The 17,418-nt window shown below is 49.1% G+C and carries 15 protein-coding genes; 1 reads left to right on the top strand and 14 read right to left on the bottom strand.

Annotated features, from left to right (window positions below):
- Positions 1-7 precede the first annotated feature (7 nt).
- The 9 genes from GC097_RS19905 to GC097_RS19865 form a co-directional block, all read right to left on the bottom strand.
- Positions 8-1,957 (bottom strand): ATP-dependent DNA helicase, encoded by a 1,950-nt coding sequence (locus tag GC097_RS19905; protein WP_171685048.1) that lies wholly within the window; start codon positions 1,955-1,957, stop codon positions 8-10.
- A gap of 146 nt (positions 1,958-2,103) precedes the next feature.
- Positions 2,104-2,982 carry a radical SAM/SPASM domain-containing protein gene (locus tag GC097_RS19900; RefSeq protein WP_171685047.1) on the bottom strand — a complete coding sequence of 293 codons (879 nt, stop codon included), beginning with the start codon at positions 2,980-2,982 and terminating at the stop codon, positions 2,104-2,106.
- 83 nt (positions 2,983-3,065) lie between these two features.
- Positions 3,066-3,860, bottom strand: a complete 795-nt coding sequence (locus GC097_RS19895; protein ID WP_171685202.1) for a lipid II flippase Amj family protein — start codon at positions 3,858-3,860, stop codon at positions 3,066-3,068.
- A gap of 2 nt (positions 3,861-3,862) precedes the next feature.
- Positions 3,863-4,288 carry an SRPBCC family protein gene (locus tag GC097_RS19890; RefSeq protein WP_171685046.1) on the bottom strand — a complete coding sequence of 142 codons (426 nt, stop codon included), beginning with the start codon at positions 4,286-4,288 and terminating at the stop codon, positions 3,863-3,865.
- 29 nt (positions 4,289-4,317) lie between these two features.
- Positions 4,318-4,794, bottom strand: a complete 477-nt coding sequence (locus GC097_RS19885) for an HAD family hydrolase (protein ID WP_171685045.1) — start codon at positions 4,792-4,794, stop codon at positions 4,318-4,320.
- A gap of 291 nt (positions 4,795-5,085) precedes the next feature.
- Complete coding sequence (locus GC097_RS34410) at positions 5,086-5,349, bottom strand: GNAT family N-acetyltransferase (RefSeq protein WP_246294355.1); 264 nt, start codon at positions 5,347-5,349, stop codon at positions 5,086-5,088.
- A gap of 26 nt (positions 5,350-5,375) precedes the next feature.
- Positions 5,376-5,831, bottom strand: a complete 456-nt coding sequence (locus GC097_RS19875; protein WP_171685044.1) for an NUDIX domain-containing protein — start codon at positions 5,829-5,831, stop codon at positions 5,376-5,378.
- Positions 5,832-6,199: 368 nt separating this feature from the next.
- Positions 6,200-8,107, bottom strand: coding sequence for an ABC transporter ATP-binding protein (locus GC097_RS19870; RefSeq protein WP_171685043.1), 1,908 nt, complete (start codon positions 8,105-8,107; stop codon positions 6,200-6,202).
- Positions 8,104-9,867, bottom strand: coding sequence for an ABC transporter ATP-binding protein (locus GC097_RS19865; protein ID WP_171685042.1), 1,764 nt, complete (start codon positions 9,865-9,867; stop codon positions 8,104-8,106). The genes GC097_RS19870 and GC097_RS19865 overlap by 4 nt, the downstream gene beginning before the upstream one ends.
- Positions 9,868-10,127: 260 nt before the next feature.
- On the opposite strand from GC097_RS19865, the gene GC097_RS19860 reads away from it, so the two are divergent.
- Positions 10,128-11,747, top strand: a complete 1,620-nt coding sequence (locus tag GC097_RS19860) for a PucR family transcriptional regulator (protein ID WP_312875709.1) — start codon at positions 10,128-10,130, stop codon at positions 11,745-11,747.
- On the opposite strand, the gene GC097_RS19855 is transcribed toward GC097_RS19860, so the two are convergent.
- The 5 genes from GC097_RS19855 to GC097_RS19835 are packed head-to-tail and all read right to left on the bottom strand — an operon-like array spanning position 11,744 to position 17,416.
- Positions 11,744-11,959 carry a hypothetical protein gene (locus GC097_RS19855; protein ID WP_171685040.1) on the bottom strand — a complete coding sequence of 72 codons (216 nt, stop codon included), beginning with the start codon at positions 11,957-11,959 and terminating at the stop codon, positions 11,744-11,746. The genes GC097_RS19860 and GC097_RS19855 overlap by 4 nt on opposite strands.
- Positions 11,952-13,391 carry a dihydropyrimidinase gene (gene hydA / locus GC097_RS19850; protein WP_171685039.1) on the bottom strand — a complete coding sequence of 480 codons (1,440 nt, stop codon included), beginning with the start codon at positions 13,389-13,391 and terminating at the stop codon, positions 11,952-11,954. Before hydA ends, GC097_RS19855 begins: the two co-directional genes overlap by 8 nt.
- Positions 13,392-13,393: 2 nt before the next feature.
- Positions 13,394-14,686 (bottom strand): NAD-dependent dihydropyrimidine dehydrogenase subunit PreA, encoded by a 1,293-nt coding sequence (preA, locus tag GC097_RS19845; protein ID WP_171685038.1) that lies wholly within the window; start codon positions 14,684-14,686, stop codon positions 13,394-13,396.
- 41 nt (positions 14,687-14,727) lie between these two features.
- Positions 14,728-16,092 carry an NAD(P)-dependent oxidoreductase gene (locus GC097_RS19840; RefSeq protein ID WP_171685037.1) on the bottom strand — a complete coding sequence of 455 codons (1,365 nt, stop codon included), beginning with the start codon at positions 16,090-16,092 and terminating at the stop codon, positions 14,728-14,730.
- 49 nt (positions 16,093-16,141) lie between these two features.
- On the bottom strand, positions 16,142-17,416 hold the full coding sequence (locus GC097_RS19835) for a M20 family metallo-hydrolase (protein WP_171685036.1): 1,275 nt from the start codon (positions 17,414-17,416) through the stop codon (positions 16,142-16,144).
- Between the last annotated feature and the right edge of the window lie 2 nt (positions 17,417-17,418).

The raw sequence follows: 17,418 nt of genomic DNA, 5'->3' as shown, positions 1-17,418 counted from the left end.
CTTAAACTTACAGATCGTGCTTTAACACTACTCCTGATGGCAGTACGCCGGCGATATGCTCGCGAAGACCTTCATTCGTGTGCATCTCCTCGCTGAAGATCGCGATAATCCCGCTATCTTCCCGCGTGCGGATTAAGCGGCCAATCCCTTGTCTCAGCCTTAACAGCATGTACGGAATGTCAACTTCCTCGTAAGGATCTGCGGCCGCTTGCCGTTTCGCCATAAACACAGGATCCTGCGGAGGGAACGGCAGCGCCCAAACGATCACGTTCGACAACGACGGACCCGGTACGTCAAGTCCTTCCCATAGGCTTACAGCGGCTAGCACGCTATGTTCATCCCCCTGGAAAGAAGCGATGAGATGACTGATTTCTTGATCTCCTTCAAATAGAAACCGCAGCTTTGCGCAATCGGTTCGCTGCTGAATCTCCCGCTTAAACCGCCGAAGCTCCTCATGCGTCGGGAACAGAATCAGAGCGCGCCCTTCCGTTCTTTGTAGTAGTTTAACGGCTGTTTCCAGCTTCTCCTGGAAAGTCCCGCCTGCAGGCCATTTCGGAGCGATCACTTCCATCCGCTCTGCATAGTCATAGGGTGAGTCCACGGAAAAGGATAGGTACTTGTCCAGTCCCAAACTGTCCGCCACATAATCAAAGGTTCCCTCGACGGATAGCGTAGCTGATGAGAACACGATTGGCATTTTAGCCGAAAATACTTGCTCTCTGAGCACTTCTTTCACCGTTCTTGGCATGATCACCAAACTGAGACCCGTTATACTTTCCGTTGCCCAACAAATGAAGGCTTGATCGTGGCGGAACAAGGCCAGCGCCTTTTGCATCATTTCCAGATGTTCCTCGACAATCTTAAGCTGGTAGTCGTTCAAAGTGAACATCTCACTTTCAAAGACAAGCTCCTCTTCGATCTGCGATAAAATATCACACAGCCGGTGAATTTCACGCAGAAGCCGTTCGTTCATCACTATTTGCTTGCGGTCCGAGCCCAAAATCGGTTGGCAGCAGCTTTCCAGCACCTCGAACATCAACTCGCTTTGCTCGATCGCCTGATCGATACAGACGGCTAACGTCTCCCGCACTTCCCCTTTTAACAAACGCACCACTAATTCTTCAAAAACGGTATGCTTCAGCTTGTAGGTCAGTGCTTTTTGCGCTGCCGACTCCATTAAATGTCCCTCGTCGAAAACAACCGCGCAGTGTTCCGGCAGCAAAGGAAGCTGGCCTTCCCGCTTGCGGCCCTCGTAGGTCCATACATGCTCCATGTAGAAATCATGCGAACAGATGATGAGATCCGCTGATTTCCGGTACGATTCCCGGGAAAGCGTTTGCCCGCAGCGGTGCCTTTTATCACAGACAAAACAATCCTGATACGCATCCCAGCTTACGCGGTACCACTGCTCATCGTTCAGGTTCGGGTAGTCTTTACGATCTCCATATGCATAAAAGGATTGCAAAGCTTCCCTCGTATGGACGAAGTCAGGGAGACCGGCGTGCAAATCCCGGTATAAACCGGTATCCTCGTGCCCAAACCGGGCTTCATCCAGCTTCTGAAGACAGACGTACTGGTCCGGGGATTTGGCAAGCCGCGCATCGATCACAAGATCCAAGTGCCGCGTTATTTTGTCAATATCGCCGCCGGGCTTGACCAACTGTTCGATCAACGATTCATCCGCACAAGCGATAATGGCCGGTTTCTTCGTAAAACGCGAGTAACAAATCGCATACAGCAAGTAAACAAGCGTCTTTCCGGTCCCTACGCCGGCTTCCGCAAAAATCGTCTGTTTTTCGGCAAAAGCCCGCTCCAGTTGAAACGCCATGTAGATTTGTTCATCGCGTACCTCAAAGCCGGCCTCCGGTAAAACTTCATAAAATAAATCAGCGATCCAGTCAGAAACCTGCTGCATGAATGGCTGTGAATGATCATAATCAAATGGATACCGTCCCACGTTCCGAGCCCCCAACAATAAGTATCAAATCAAACTTCTATTATCTCACTAAGCGGTTGTAAAAGCAAAAACAAATAACAAAAAAAGCTTCTTGCACCCTGCTGAGCCAGCTGGCATGAAGAAGCCTTTCATTCTTTAAACCTAACTTACATGCTGAAACGTTCTCGGTACCCGCATTTGCGGCACAGCTCTTCAACAACTTCCCTTCTGGAGAAGCCCTCGAACAAGCGGTTCGCCCGTTCCCCTTCCACAATCTCAGAGAAAGGCGTGTGGTTAATGTTGCCCAAATTAATGACGCCTTCCCCGTCAAGACAGCAAGGGATGACCGTGCCGTCAACCAGAATACCCGCTTGATTCCGCAGCGCGTGACAGAAGCCGGGCCCTTCGATCTCTTGAGCTTTCAAATCCGGCCATTGAAATTCATGGTCCTGATTCAGATAGACGCGTTCTGCCAGTTTTACACCGCTGCCGCGTACAAATTCCTCATCGATTTTGTAATCAAGCTCGAACTCTTTCTCCAGCATGGTCAGCACTTCGCGATTTCGCTGCCGCTCCTGATTCGTTTGATTGTCCATCGTGAGGTTCCATAGACGGAAAGAGATGATCACATTCGACTTTGCTACGATTTCTTTAGCAAACTTCAAAATGCTCATCACGTAGCCTTCTTTATCCTCAGAACCCTCATGACCGTCAAAACTGTGCAGGGAGAAATTCATTTGCCGAAGCGCCGGCTTATCCAATAGCTTGTGCCGATTTTTGTTAATCAACGTGCCGTTGGTTGTAATATTGACCTTAAAGCCTTTCTCGTGGCTCAAATCGAGCAGCTCGTCGATCTTCGGATGCAGTAAGGGCTCCCCTTTAACATGCAAATAGATATGATCCGTATGCGGTTTGATTTGATCAAGAATATTCGTAAATGTATCTATCTTTATAAAATTGGCTTGCCGCTTCGTTTGCGGGCAAAAAGTACAAGCCAGATTGCATACGCTTGTAATTTCAATATAAAACTTTTTAAACTTCTTCATCCCAAGACTCCGTTTCTAGCTGCGCTACTATGATAATAGCTATTATAACAAGCTGCTCACCTGAAAGAAAGGAATTGAAAGAATTAGAAGATCCATTTCACGATCCAGCCGATAAAATGCGCCGAAGGGATAAGAAACACTTGCGCCAACAAGGTGCCCAGAAAACGCGATGTCATGAGCAGCGCGTAAATTTTCCCTAGCTGCCTGCGCTGGGATTCATCCTGCAGCGCTTTATCGGTAATAAGACCCAGCTGTGGATCGATGAAAATCGTGAGCAAAATCGTCGCGATCCCGTTGATAAGGCCCGATGCCTGGGAAGCGGTAGTTGCAAACTCAGGCAACAAATGTGCCGCATACAGTGATGACAGCACCCCAACGGAGTAAAAGGCTGTCACCAATATATTGATGACCAAGAACCGTTTGGAGACACCGAGATAGCGGAATTGGCTCAGCTTGAATTTGGGCTTTTTCAAATATTTTTTGGTTTGTTTCAGCTGTTCTACGGTCACGCTTGAAATGAGCTTCGGGATAGATCCTGCCACTTCCAAACGGGCGATGACGCGAACACTGAGATTGATAAAAGAAGGAAATAAAGCAATGGCAATCAATGTTCCGATAGAGGAGGCGAATAAGGAAATCCGAAAATATCTTTCTAAATCAAAGGTTGGCTCGGCCTTGGCAAAATCAACGAATTTAGCCGTCATCGGGGCCTGAATTAAATTTGCTGTACGCGAAACGAGCACCACGATGCCAACTAAGGAGAGCGCCACGGCCAGCTTGTTCACCTGCACCCCGGCAAACCGAATGGAGTAGGACAATGTTTCAGCCGTATGAATAATCATCGTCAAAATAAAAACAAGAATGAGCGTATTCGTCATGGTCATTGGTGAGCAAGCTCCTGCAGGCCGCTAATGACGGCTTCCCAGTGCACCTTCATCTCTTCTCTGCGCTGCAAACTGTCCAGTTTTTCTTGATGAAAGGAGATCGTCGTTTTGCCGGGAGAGCCGGCAGGCAGCAGACGAATTTGCAAGGTTGAAGCTTCTGGCCAAGCAGCCGGCTGCCATGTGAGGCGAAGCTGCTCGTATGGTTTAACTACGCGAACAACCCCTTTAAGCCCATCCGCCGTACAGTACGCGCTCCCTTTTTCGAAAGTCATTTCTTCTGCAAGATCCCCCAACCAAAGTTTACGGCCCTGCGGCAAAATCAGCACCTCCCATGCCTTCCCTTGGCTGATAGGAATCGTCCTTCTAACACCGATTTGAAAACCTGCAGAAGCCGTAAGTCCTACGATTTTCTCCGATTTCATAAACTCTCCTCCTTTGCTGATTCACTATATTAGGCGAACTTCTGCACATACTCCTTGAGTTCTATCAAATCCCCGATCGTATGATCCCGCTCGAAATCACCTTCAAAATAGGCGTCTTTCTTCCAAATGCCTTTCATCCCTACCCTACGGCTAGCGCCTACGTCGTTCTCCGGATGATCCCCGATATACGCAGCTTCATTTGGCTGAACACCCAAGTTATTTAAGGCTCTTAAAAAAATCTCTGGATCTGGCTTTCGCAGTCCTTCTATTTCAGATACGAGTACAGTATCCATAGCCAGACCGAATTCCTGTGTGAGCTGCTGATACACCTTGTCCTTCCATACATATCCTCTCTGGTCCAATTCAATGAATCTGTTCACATACTTGTATTTGTCAATGCTTTGAAGCTCAACCATACGAGAATGCTGATGTTTCACAAAAGCTTCCAGGGATGCCTGTCGATCGAGCAGCGTCCCATCCAGATCAAAAATAATGGCTTTTAGCATGGAGCAACCTCTCCTTTTTGACAGAAAATAACTCAGCTAAAAAAAGAATCGGGATACTGAAGCTCCCCGCGCTTATTCTGCAAATAGCACTCTACAACTTCGCATACCATAAAAACATCATCCGGCACTTGAAATTGTTTCAGCCCAAAACCATAATTTCTTGCCGGCATAAATCCAAACTTGGGATAATAGCTCGGATGACCGATCAGCAAAATAGCTCCGTATCCTAAATCTCTTGTTCTGCGGATTCCTTCGCGAATTAGCTGGGAACCTACGCTTTGTTTTTGATAGTTAGGAATTACAGCTATTGGGGGCTAGTACAATAACATCGTGCTCTTCTTTGCTATCTATTATTTTGGCTTTACTTAATAAAACGTGTCCGACAATTTGATCGTTCATTTCCGCAACAATGGAGAGTTCAGGTATAGAACCTTGTGAAGACCGAACGCGCTCAACTAATTGAGCTTCATCCTCTCTGTTTCCAAATGCTGCGACATTCAGGTCATATACGGCCTGATGATCCTTTTTTTCTTCCGTTCTGATCTGTATCTGCATAAGTGCCTCCATCTCTCCCATCCAATTTACTGAAAAGTACTCTCAAAATATGGCCCTAACCCCTCATAAACATATTGGGTTATAACCGTCCTTACCGGATATGGTTGCAGATTATGTGCTTCCATTTCATTCAGCGGTATCCAGTAAAATTCGAGATGTTTTTCTATCGACTCTGGATTTTGCTGATGGTTTATGGCGGGGACGTCTGCAAGAAATAGATGGTTTATCTCTTGATGATACACATCCTCCAGATCAAACTCAGCTTCAACAGCTCCAATGTAAGTCTTCACTTCACTCGCTAAACCAAGCTCTTCTTTGATTTCTCTTGCCAGCGAAGCTCGTATACCTTCATGGAACTCAACGTGTCCGCCAGGAAGGAAAGTATGATCCATTCCGATGCAACGTGCAACTAACAGGAAGTCCCCGCTCAAAATAATGCCTCTGGCCAGGACATGATAGGTTTGTTTTTTGTCTATTGGCATATGCGCTTTTCCTCCTCATACTGCTACAATCAACTATTCGTTTGTCTACCAGTAATTTCCTCCAAATGCTCGAAAATATCCGAAATAGAGAGCGTGATGGTGGTTGCCCTTAATGGTGAGAAGGGCAAAAAGGCCTTTTCGGCAGCGTTTATCGAGTAGTTTCACCGTGAGACGTCCAAAATGATCGTCTCACGTGAAATCACATACCTCGCTAAACGCAGAGTGCAACGAAACGTTGTTTTTCATCGTTAACTTATGCGGGATGGGCCATCTGGCTGCGTTAACGCTGTAAAACATGCTTAACCTTGGCGAGGGAGTCCGCCTAAATTAAAAACAAAGAGGAAGCCCTTTTGGCTCCCTCTATTTATTTACTCTGACTTCCGCTCGTCGCCGTACCAAAGTTCACGGAACGTTGCGCTCCGCTTCAGCAGTTCCTCTGAAGTGCCCTCAGCTTCGACGCGGCCATCCTTCATGACGATGATGTGATCCGCCCGCGTCAGCGCTGTTTTGCGGTGCGAGACGACTAAACACGTCGCATCTCTTCGACGCTGGAACATCCGCTCCCAGAGCTTCTGTTCCGTTTCGACGTCGAGTGCGCTCGACAAGTCGTCGAAGACGTACAGCTCGGCGTCGCGCACGAGCATGCGCGCTGCAGCCGTCCGCTGCGCTTGGCCGCCGGAGAGTTTCACCCCGCGCGGGCCGATGACGGTGTCGAGCCCGTCAGGCAGCTGCGCGACGTCGTACTCCAGCACCGCCGCGTGCAGCGCCTCACGCAAGGTGTCGTTTTGCTCCGCTTGCCCGAGCAAAATATTGTTGCGCAGCGTATCGCTGTACAACCGCGGCACTTGCGCGGTGTAAGCACTCCGCGGCGGAGTAAAGAACGTGCCCGGGTCTTCGACGGGCACACCGTTCCACGCGATCGTTCCCTCCCCTTTGGGCAGCAGCCCAAGGAGTGAGCGAACTAGCGTGGTCTTGCCGGAACCAATTGTTCCCGTTACAACGGTGAACGATCCCCTTTGCAAGCTGAAGTGAATGTCCGAAATGCCTCTGCCTGTATCCCCATAAGCATAACTCAGCCCATTCACATCAAGCCGCCGCAAGGCAGCCTCGCCCCTCTGCACGTCATTTGTGGGTTGCTCCGTTCTGCGCATGCTCCCCTTCGCTCCACTCTCGCTCTCCTCCACTCTGCTCATACCGCCAACCGCTCCACTCACACTCTGCTCAACCACACTCAAGCCTCGCTCCCCAGTTTCCTTCCGTCCGGCTTCCCGGCCCTTGCCTTTTTGCTTCAAATGCAGCGAATTAACCATCGTTAGAACCTTTGCCGAAGCTCCCTGCAAAAGTAACGTTAACCTTTCCAAGGATACGCTCATCTGCTTAAAATACGTAATAAACTTGCCGACATTCGTAATAAATTGCGTCACGAAGGTCAAATAGTAAACGAAAAGCGCGAAGTCTCCGACCGTGAAATCGCCGGCTCTCATTTTCGTACCTGCCAGCAGCAAAATGAGCCCGGTTCCCAAATTCACAGAGTTGGAAAACACCGAATCCAGCAGCTCCGACATTAAACGATCTTTCAACATCGCTTTCCTGCGGTTATCACCGAAACTGCGGAAACGCTCAATGACGCGTTTCTCGGCACCAGCCACCTGAATGGCCTGCACATTGCCGAACATTTCGCTGATTTCTCCTGTCACTTTGGACGTTGCTTCTCTGCTCGCCGCGCGATATTTCTGAAGACGAACCGTCGCTAACTGCGCAGCCGTTATGACTAGTACGATCGGCAGAAAAACGAGCAGCGTCATCTGAGCATCAATGCGAATCAAAATAAAACCGGACACGATTGCAAAACAAGTCAAGCCAAACACATCGACTGACCAGCTTGCGGCCTCCTCGGATTGATCCACATCGTCCCGGAAATGACTGATCGCTTCCCCCGGCGATACCGGAATGGCTTGTGCTCCCGGCTGCTTTAAGACATGCTCAAGCAAGTTTCTTCGCAGCAGCATGCCCATTCGGAAGCGGAAATGAACATCCGTAATAAATCCGATAATAATAAGACAGATTCGCCCTAATGCGGCAGCAATGAGCAGTGCGATTAATCCCCAGACCCCATAGCCGAGACTGGAATGTCCTGTCAAGGAATCAAAAAACTGTTTCGTAATTAAGCCTGGGGCAATCGGAGCCAAATAAATAACCGTCCATGCTAACGCATTTACAAAATAACGCAAACGGCGGTACATAATAAGCCGCCACAAATATTGAAACGTATTCATACCAATACCTCCTCAAGACCAGTAGCAAGTAATTGGCTGAATCTGGAATTTGGATCTGCGGCCAGCTGCTCTCTTCTCCCCGTTTCCATCACTTGCCCGTTATCCAAAATAAGGATATGATCCGCGCGCTGCACCGTGGCTAACCGGTGTGCGATCATGATGCAGGATCTTTCCGTCAACAACTTGGAAACCGCCTTCTCAATCCTTTGTTCGGTCAGCGGATCAAGCCGCGAGGAAGCTTCATCCATAATGACGAGGTCAGGTTTTGTTAAAAAGACGCGTGCGAACGCCAACAATTGGGCTTCGCCTGCCGACAGACTGCCTCCCCCGGAGGCCAACATCGTGACCAAACCTTCCGGCATTGACTCATACCATGAGCCAAGTCCAAGCTCTGTCAAAACATCAACGATTTCTGTATCGGTGATCGACTCATCATAAAAGGTCAAATTATCCCGAATGGTTCCCTGCATAATTTCGATATTTTGCGTCACAAGCGCTACACGTTTGCGAAGATCCGCCAGCTTAAAGCTGCGAATATCCGTTCCGCCGAGCGCAATTGTACCACTTTGCGGATCATAAAACCGCAGCAAAAGCCTCGCCATCGTGGACTTCCCGCTGCCAGTTCGACCAAGCAAGCCGAGGACCTCCCCTGGCTTTAAGCTTAGCTCTACACCTTTCAGCGTAGGTTGATCTCCATCGTAACTGAACGTAACATCGCGGAATTCAACGCTAAGCGGTCCTTTCGGCAGCGACGCGCCTGGCCCATCCTTAATCTCGGATTGAATGGCGAACAATTCCCGAATACGCGAAATACTTGCATCGGCTTTCTGCAAATCTTCCATCTGTGTGCGAATTTTCTCGATAGGTTTTGCCAGCAGCTCCGTGTAAAAGAAAATCAAATACACCGTACCGAGCGAGATGTTCTGGCTGTACCACAGATAGGCGCTGATTCCAAAAGCCAGAGCGTTGCCCAGCGCAAAAACGAATATCGACATGTTCCACATTGCGCAGAAGCCAAGAAACGCTTTAACACGCAAAGGAAGCATCTTTCTAAGCATCGTATAGAAGCGATTCATGACGAAACCGACCGCTCCATTGGCGCGAATATCTTCCGTCCCTTCCAAATGCTCGCCGATAAAACCATAAAACTCCGCGTTGGCCTGCCGCCAGCCCGCCCATACGGGGACAGCGAATTTGCGGATCCACTGGATCATAAAAACAGCAAAAACGACAAAAAAAGCCATCCCCGCTCCAATGATCCAGTTCTCCCGGAATAATAAAACAATAATGCCTGTCATAAGGAGCAAATTACCGAACAGATGAATGATCATACTGGAGAAGAAATTCGCCAGTGCATTCACATCGCCATCTACACGTTCAATAAGTGAGCCTGACGTATGCGACTTATGAAAGGACATATCGAGCGACAGGCAGTGCGCCGCTAAATCAACACGCAACTTATTCGTCGTTTTCCATCCGACATTTTCACTGTAATAGGTCGCTATAACGGAAACAAGCTGCTGTACTAGCGAGAAACCAATAAAGAATATGGCGGCTGTAATCAGCGGCTGCATCGCACTGCCGGCTTGGGCTTGATCGATAAAATAACGAATAATTTGCGGATTGACGAGCTGTAATCCAATTGAAGCGAATAAAAGCAGCGTTAGTAAAGCGAGCGTACCTTTCTGAGGAAACAAATAGCGGCTCAACAGCTCCGAATATTGTCCCATCGAGTTATTTTTCTTAGGTTTTGCTTTCATTATGTAGGGCCTCCAGTAGTAATTATTAATGGCATTAATTATTAATGCTCTTTAATATTGTCCTCCTCTGCCAATCGTATATCCAATCATACTAAATTGAGCTACAACCGACAACGCACGTTTTTTTCGCAAAAAAAATGCCAAAAAACCGCAATCTCTCGCGGCCACCACTAGTCATTGAAAACATTTTATAATAAACTTAAACTACGAAATCGGCTCATATGTTACCTTCCTTAACACAAAGGCGGTGGATGGAATTGGTGCAGACACTTATGCAATTAACCGTGAAAGATATTTTGCAGCGTCCTTTGTTTCAGCAAGCCGAAGCCGTCGCCACAGAAGAAGCCTTAAACCGCACGGTGCGATGGGCTCACATTATGGAAGTCCCCCAGGTCGGCCGTTTATTGAATGGCAATGAACTGATCCTCAACACAGGGATTGGCTGGCATGATAATGAAGAATTAAGCCTCTCCTTCCTCCAACAGTTGATAGACAGCGGAGCATCCGGACTCTGTATCGAAATGGGGCCGTATACGAATTTGCCCCTCGAACGAATGAAAGAGCTTGCTCTGCGCGAACATTTTCCACTCATTTTTTTTCATGAGCAAGTCCGTTATATTGATATCACGCAAGATTTGCACGCCCATTTCATTCATCAGCATTACAACATGGTGTCCGAGCTGGAAGCCCTCTCCGCACAGTTGAATCAATTGCTCCTTTCGGGGAAAGGGTTGCGGCCAATCTTGAAGCTATTGCAGCAAACTACGAAAGTGCAGGTCGCTTTTTTTCCGTTTGGGGAGGAAGCCCGTTTTATCCCGGACATGCCGAAGGATGAAGCCCATGCTTTTTATGAAAAATGGATTTTCAGGGAAATCTTTCGTCAGCCCGAGCTGAAAGGCCGGCTTGCGCATCGCCCGATCTTAGCCTTGGATCGTCTGTTTGCCGACCTGTTATTGTACGGAGAACAGGAGTTAAGCGAATTTCAGATTCTTGCGCTAGACCGATTCGCAACCGCCATTGCGCAGGAAATGATGCGTACCACCTACATCGAGGAGAAAAAGCGCTATAAACAGGATCTTTGGGTAACCGGCTGGCTGAGCGGAAAGCATTCGCAACAAGATATTCGAGACTACATGCTGGCTCAAAAACCTACCGTAAAACTCGACCAAGCCGTTGTATGTGTGTTTGACACCTCTTCTGCCTTGCAAAATACCAACGATCATGAAGCGCAGGTGCCGCAGAAACATATGGCAGCGCGCTCCATTTTCGAAAGTGAAGGCTTCTATTTGGTCCCTGCCTTATTCGACTCTTATCTTGTATTCATCCTCCTTAATCAATTGGGGACGGCAGCGACCGTGCCATTTCAAGATCGCCTCCTGCGAGCACTCCAGCGATTGCGGAAAACAGAGATCGTCCCAGAGACAGCTCCTTTCGCCCCTCTTTTGGGGATTGGCAAGGTCATAAGTGATCTTACCCTGCTCAAGGAAAGCTATGAAACCGCCTTGGATACAATTAACATTCAGAAAGATATCGGGGTATTAAATATGCCCTTCTATCATGAACTGCATGTCAACAAAATCATTCACACCATGAAGCAAACCGGGCGATTGACTTCATATATTGACGAATATCTCGGGAGCTTGCTTCGTTACGACCAAGAAAAAAACGGCCAGCTTATGAAAACCTTGAAAATGTATTTAGCTTTAAGCGGTTCCAAACAGGAGACTGCCAAAGAGCTGTTTATTGTGAGGCAAACCCTCTATCATCGGCTCGATAAAATAACACGACTGCTAGGCGAAGATTTCATGCGCTCAGACAAACGGATAGCCATTGAACTTGCGCTTCACGGGTATGAATACTTGCATGGCATTATCGCTTAGTTATGTTCTTGTCCTTGCCGTATGAGCAGCGTAGCATAATATTTCCTCGCATTCGCTGTTTTCAGATGCAAGGTGGCCGTTTCGCCGCCGGGGTGTTCGAGCTGAAGCCACGCGCCCTCCAGGTCCTCCTTCACTCCCACAATGTTAAACTTCTGGGCGGCAAAACCATCCAACTTGCGTTTCTCCAGCATAAATTGTTCGTGTTCAGACATGCGTCGTCCCCCTTTGATCGGCAGGTTGCTTAGAGGTTACTTGGAGGGATGAGGACGGGTACGTTTCCCGCTTCAGGAATTGCCCAATACCCGGAGTGCCCACGAATTGTTTGTCTCTGATCACGTACTCCCCTCTAGACAGCACGGTTACCGGCTCACCTGTAATTTCAAGTCCTTCAAAAGGATTGTAATCAACATTCATATGGTGCGTTTCTGAGGAAATGACGCGAGTTGCCTGCGGATCAAAAATAACGATATCTGCATCGCAGCCTACGGAAATCGTACCTTTCCTCGGAAATAAACCAAACAGCTTGGCACTTCGGGTAGAAACGATATCTACGAACTGATTTAGCGTGATTCGCCCTTTTAGGACTCCTTCCGAGAACAGAATAGAGAAACGATCTTCAATACAAGGACCGCCATTCGGAATTTTGCTGAAATCACCTAGTCCAAGCTCCTTTTGACCTTTGAAATTAAAGGAACAGTGGTCGGAACCTAACGTCTGGAGCTGACCGTTTTTAAGAGCCGTCCAGAGCGCATCTTGATGAAATTGCGGGCGCAGCGGTGGCGACCACACATACTTCGCTCCTTCGAAATTCGGCTTTTCCAAGTAGGACTGATCCAACATTAAATACTGCGGGCAAGTCTCTCCCCAAACATCGACCCCTTGATTTCTCGCTTCAGCAATTTGCTGGACGGCTTCTTCACAAGTCACGTGAACGACATAGAGCTGTGAATTTGCCAGAGCGGTAAGCTTGGCTGCACGTCCCGTCGCTTCTCCTTCAATCAAGGATGGGCGCGTCAGCGCATGATAAATCGGCTCCGTGTTCCCGGCATCCAGTGCTTCTTTGATCAAGTAATCGATAACGTCGCCGTTTTCGGCATGAACCATAACAAGTGCGCCGTGCCGCTTGGCCTCGAGCATTGTCCGATATAATGTACCGTCGTCGGCTTGAAACACATTTTTGTAAGCCATAAATACTTTGAGTGAGGTGATTCCTTCGTCATGTATCATGGTTGGCAGTTCAGCCAGCACGTCATCGGTAATTTCTGCAATCATTAAGTGAAAGCTGTAATCAATAACGGCCTTGCCCTTGGCTTTATTATGCCAGGTCTGTACAGATTGGCTTAGCGGAACGCCTTTATTCGTCAAACAAAAATCAATAATCGTCGTCGTCCCTCCGAACGCTGCTGCCTTCGTTCCTGTTTCGAAATCGTCGGCTGTCACGGTTCCGCCGAAAGGCATTTCCAGATGCGTGTGCGGATCGATTCCGCCAGGGAACACATAATGTCCTTGCGCATCGATGATGTCGGCGCCTTCTGTCTCAAGATCGAGGCCGATTTGCACAATGATCCCGTCCTCAATCCGAATATCCGCCTGATATTGGTCTGTGGCCGTCACGACCGTGCCGTTCCTAATGAGTTTGGCCATAGTTATACCGCCTCCTTTTTGTTGGAATTACCTTCCGACAACTTGGCAATCGCCTCCTGCCTTTCGTTCCAGGTCATTGGCGGTTCGGTACCCACAACCTCAACCATGGAGATTGCTCCTTCAATTGGACAAACAATTGCGCATAAATTACACCCAACGCAGTCTTCTTCACGCACTTGCAAATAGGACTGTCCATTCTCTCCGGTCAGCATCTCAATACACTGGTGAGACGTATCCTCACAAGCAATATGACACTTGTTGCAGTTAATGCAAGTGTCGTTGTCAATTTTAGCTACAACCGCATAGTTTAAATCCAAATTTCCCCAATCCGAATAGCGGGGAACGGATTTTCCGATCAGCTCCGTAACGCTGGAGAGCCCTTTATCGTCCAAATAGTTGTTCAAACCGTCGATCATATCCTCGACGATCCGGAAGCCGTGATGCATGGCGGCTGTACAAACTTGCACACCCGTAGCGCCCATTAGCATAAATTCAACGGCATCTCGCCAATTGGAGATACCGCCAATTCCCGAAATCGGTATGCCAACCTCCTGATTTCGCGCACAATCCGCAACCATATGCAGAGCAATCGGCTTAACAGCAGGACCGCAGTAGCCGCCGTGAGAGCCCATCCCACCAACATGAGGGATCGTATTCCACGTATCGATATCGACGCCAGCCAATGAATTGATCGTATTGATCAAGGAGATTGCGTCCGCTCCGCCTCGAACCGCCGCCTTCGCAGTGCTCGTAATGTCCGTAATATTCGGCGTCAGCTTCACGATGACCGGTGTCTTCGCCGCTTCCTTCGCCCACATCGTCTGCGCCTCCACAAGATCAGGCTGCTGCCCGGAGGCTGCCCCCATTCCACGCTCGGCCATCCCGTGCGGGCAGCCAAAGTTCAGCTCAAGACCGTCCACGCCGACTGCCTCGACCTTTTTGACAATTTCATGCCACTTTTCACGCTTTGGCTCAACCATGAGGGATACGACGAGCGCATGATTCGGAAACCGCTTCTTCGTTTCGTAAATTTCTTTTAAATTGACCTCAAGCGGACGGTCTGTAATCAATTCGATATTGTTAAATCCGGCCACGCGTTGTCCATTGAAATGAACGGCTGCAAAACGCGATGAAGTATTAATAATCGGATCTCCGAGCGTTTTCCATACGGCGCCTCCCCATCCGGCTTCAAAAGCACGCTGAACTTGATATCCGGTATTGGTCGGGGGAGCAGATGCCAACCAGAAAGGGTTTGGTGACGTTATGCCCGCTAGATTGATGCGTAAATCTGCCATGCAGTATCCCTCCTGTTTGATTAACTAATCATAAAGTGCTGTTAAGCAGACTCGTTCTGTGCGTTAATCAAGTGCCGGTAGATCGCGTAAGCTGCTTGTTTTCCCTGTTGAGCCGCCGAAACAACCATGGCCTCACCCTGACCTTCTCCGAAAATGACATCTCCTGCCGCATAGACTTTCGGATTCGAGGTTTGACCCGTTTGCGGATTCACCGTCACTGTCCCCCGGATATGTGCTAGCTTGAATTGATCGACTAGGGACTCATGCCGTGTTTGCCCGATCGCTTTGATCACAGCGTCAACGGGATGGAAAAATTCAGACCCTGCAATGGGAACAGGCCGTCTGCGCCCTCCCTCAACATCAATCAACTCCATCCGCAGGCATTCCATAGCCGCGACGCGGCCGTTCTCATCCCCAATGATCCGTTTCGGAGCGGTTAACCATTTGAATTCGACGCCATCTCCCTTGGCGAAATCAAATTCAAACTCATATGCGGTCATTTCTTCTTGTGTTCGCCGATATACGATTTGTACTTGCTCAGCTCCTAGTCTCACCGAGCATGTAGCAGCATCAATGGCTGTATTTCCGGCTCCGATGACCGCTACGCGTTTTCCAATCAAGTCGGCATTCAGATCCGTACCGATTTTCGTTGCTTCAACGAAGTCAATCGCATCATAGACACCAGCTAAAGCTTCGCCTTCGATACCGAGCATCGGCACTTTCGACATGCCAACCGCAAGAACAACAGCCTCATAGTCTTGCAGCAGCTCTTCAGCCGTAATATCCACCCCGACCCGCGTGCTCATCCGAAATTCAACGCCGAGCTGGCGTATCTGCTCCACTTCCCAGAGTGAAATTTCCTGCGGCAAGCGGAAAGAAACGATACCATACGTATCCAAGCCTCCAGCTTGCGCTTTCGCCTCGAACACCGTCACCTTGAATCCAAAGCGGGCAAGCTCGCGGGCTGCCGAAAGGCCGGCAGGACCACTGCCGATAACTGCGGCAGATTTCCCATTCTCCGCCCCCGCTTTGAACAATAACTGCTCGTTCTTCATCGCCCAGTCGGTTGCGTAGCGCTGCAATTGCCCGATCAGGATAGGCTTGGACGAATAATTAAGCACGCAAGCCCCTTCGCAGAGCTCCTCTGTCGGGCATACTCTCGAGCAGGTAGCCCCAACCGGATTTGCCTCCATAATGGTGCGAGCAGAACCTTTGAGATTACCGAAGGCAATCTTTTTAATGAAAGAAGGAATGTCAATTCCTGTCGGACAAGCGCGTATGCAAGGAGCATCATAACAATACAAGCATCGATTTGATTCTTCGATCGCCTCTTTCGGCTTCATCCCCGCTTTGACTTCAGCGAAATTGCGTTTCAAATCATTTAGCGAAATATATGATTTCCCCATTGGCTGCACCTCCGCGCGTGATAAGCTCATTATTGGATCATAGCTTCAATCAGGTCTGCGATACTGTTTTCTCCTTGGCGATGCGGCTCGCTGTCCGGTACAAAAGCTCCGTTCCCAGTGTGATATCTTCCGGACTCGCGTATTCCTTAGGGTTGTGGCTGATCCCCTCCAGGCATCGAACGAAGATCATCCCATAGTCGCACACGTAGGACATCGCAAGCGAATCATGAAAAGGACCGCTCATGAGCTCTGGCGGGGAGAATCCCATTGTCTCCGCTTCCTCACGCAAGCTTTGCATGATCCAACCTGCACAATAGCGTGGCTCGCTGTTCGTATCCTCACGAATGGTATAATGAAGACCATGCTCGCTTGAAACATTCTCGATGACACTTAATAGCTCGGCCTCGAGTGCGTTTCGGCGTGATAAATCAATATCGCGAAGATCAATCGTGAAGGATACTTTTTCCGGAATGATGTTGCGTGAATCGGGAAAAACAGTAAGAGAGCCTACCGTGCCTACCGTCGGAGCCCCAGGAATCTGCTGCACAAGCTCGTTCAGAGCGACGATGACTTTGGCGCTGCCGAGAAGCGCATCATGGCGCATCGACATCGGCACCGAGCCGGCATGACCGGCAAAACCGGTCATTTCAACCGTGAGCCATAACGGACCCGAGATGCCAGTCACGATACCGATTGGAGCATCAAGCGATTCGAGAATCGGCCCTTGCTCAATGTGCAGCTCCAGGAAAGTACCGATGCGGCCCGGTTGGAACGTATAGCCCTCGAAATCAGCAGGGTTGCAGCCGAATTGCATCAATGCTTCACGGCGGGTAATTCCGCTTTTATCCGTGCGGTCGAGCTCATTTGCTTCCAGCGTTCCTGTCATTCCGCGGACGCCGAACAAGCCCTTATTAAAGCGACATCCTTCCTCATCGCAGAATGCCACAACTTCAATATCGCACTCAGGCGTTCTACCGGACTCCACCAGACTGTGAACCACCTCAATCGCACCGAGTACGCCAATCGCGCCATCGAACCGCCCGCCATAGGGCTGCGAATCAATATGAGAGCCTAGCATGAGGACCGGAGCGTCTGAATCCCTGCCTTTCAGCTTCCCGATGAGATTGGCAAACGGATCGATATAAGCTTCCATGCCGGCTTCTTCCATCCAGACTTTTACAAGCTCCACGCCTTCACGGTCTTCCTTGGAGAGCGCCAGCCGGCAAACGCCCGTTTCTCCGATTTTTCCAATTTGCGCAAGCTCCTGAATATGCTGATGCAAGCGTGCAGCGTTGATTTGTATCCGAGGGGGTGTAGACAACATCC

It is taken from the genome of Paenibacillus planticolens, assembly GCF_013141725.1.
In the GTDB taxonomy this organism is placed as follows: Bacteria; Bacillota; Bacilli; order Paenibacillales; family NBRC-103111; genus Paenibacillus_E; species Paenibacillus_E planticolens.
This window is presented reverse-complemented; position numbering and strand designations above follow the sequence as displayed.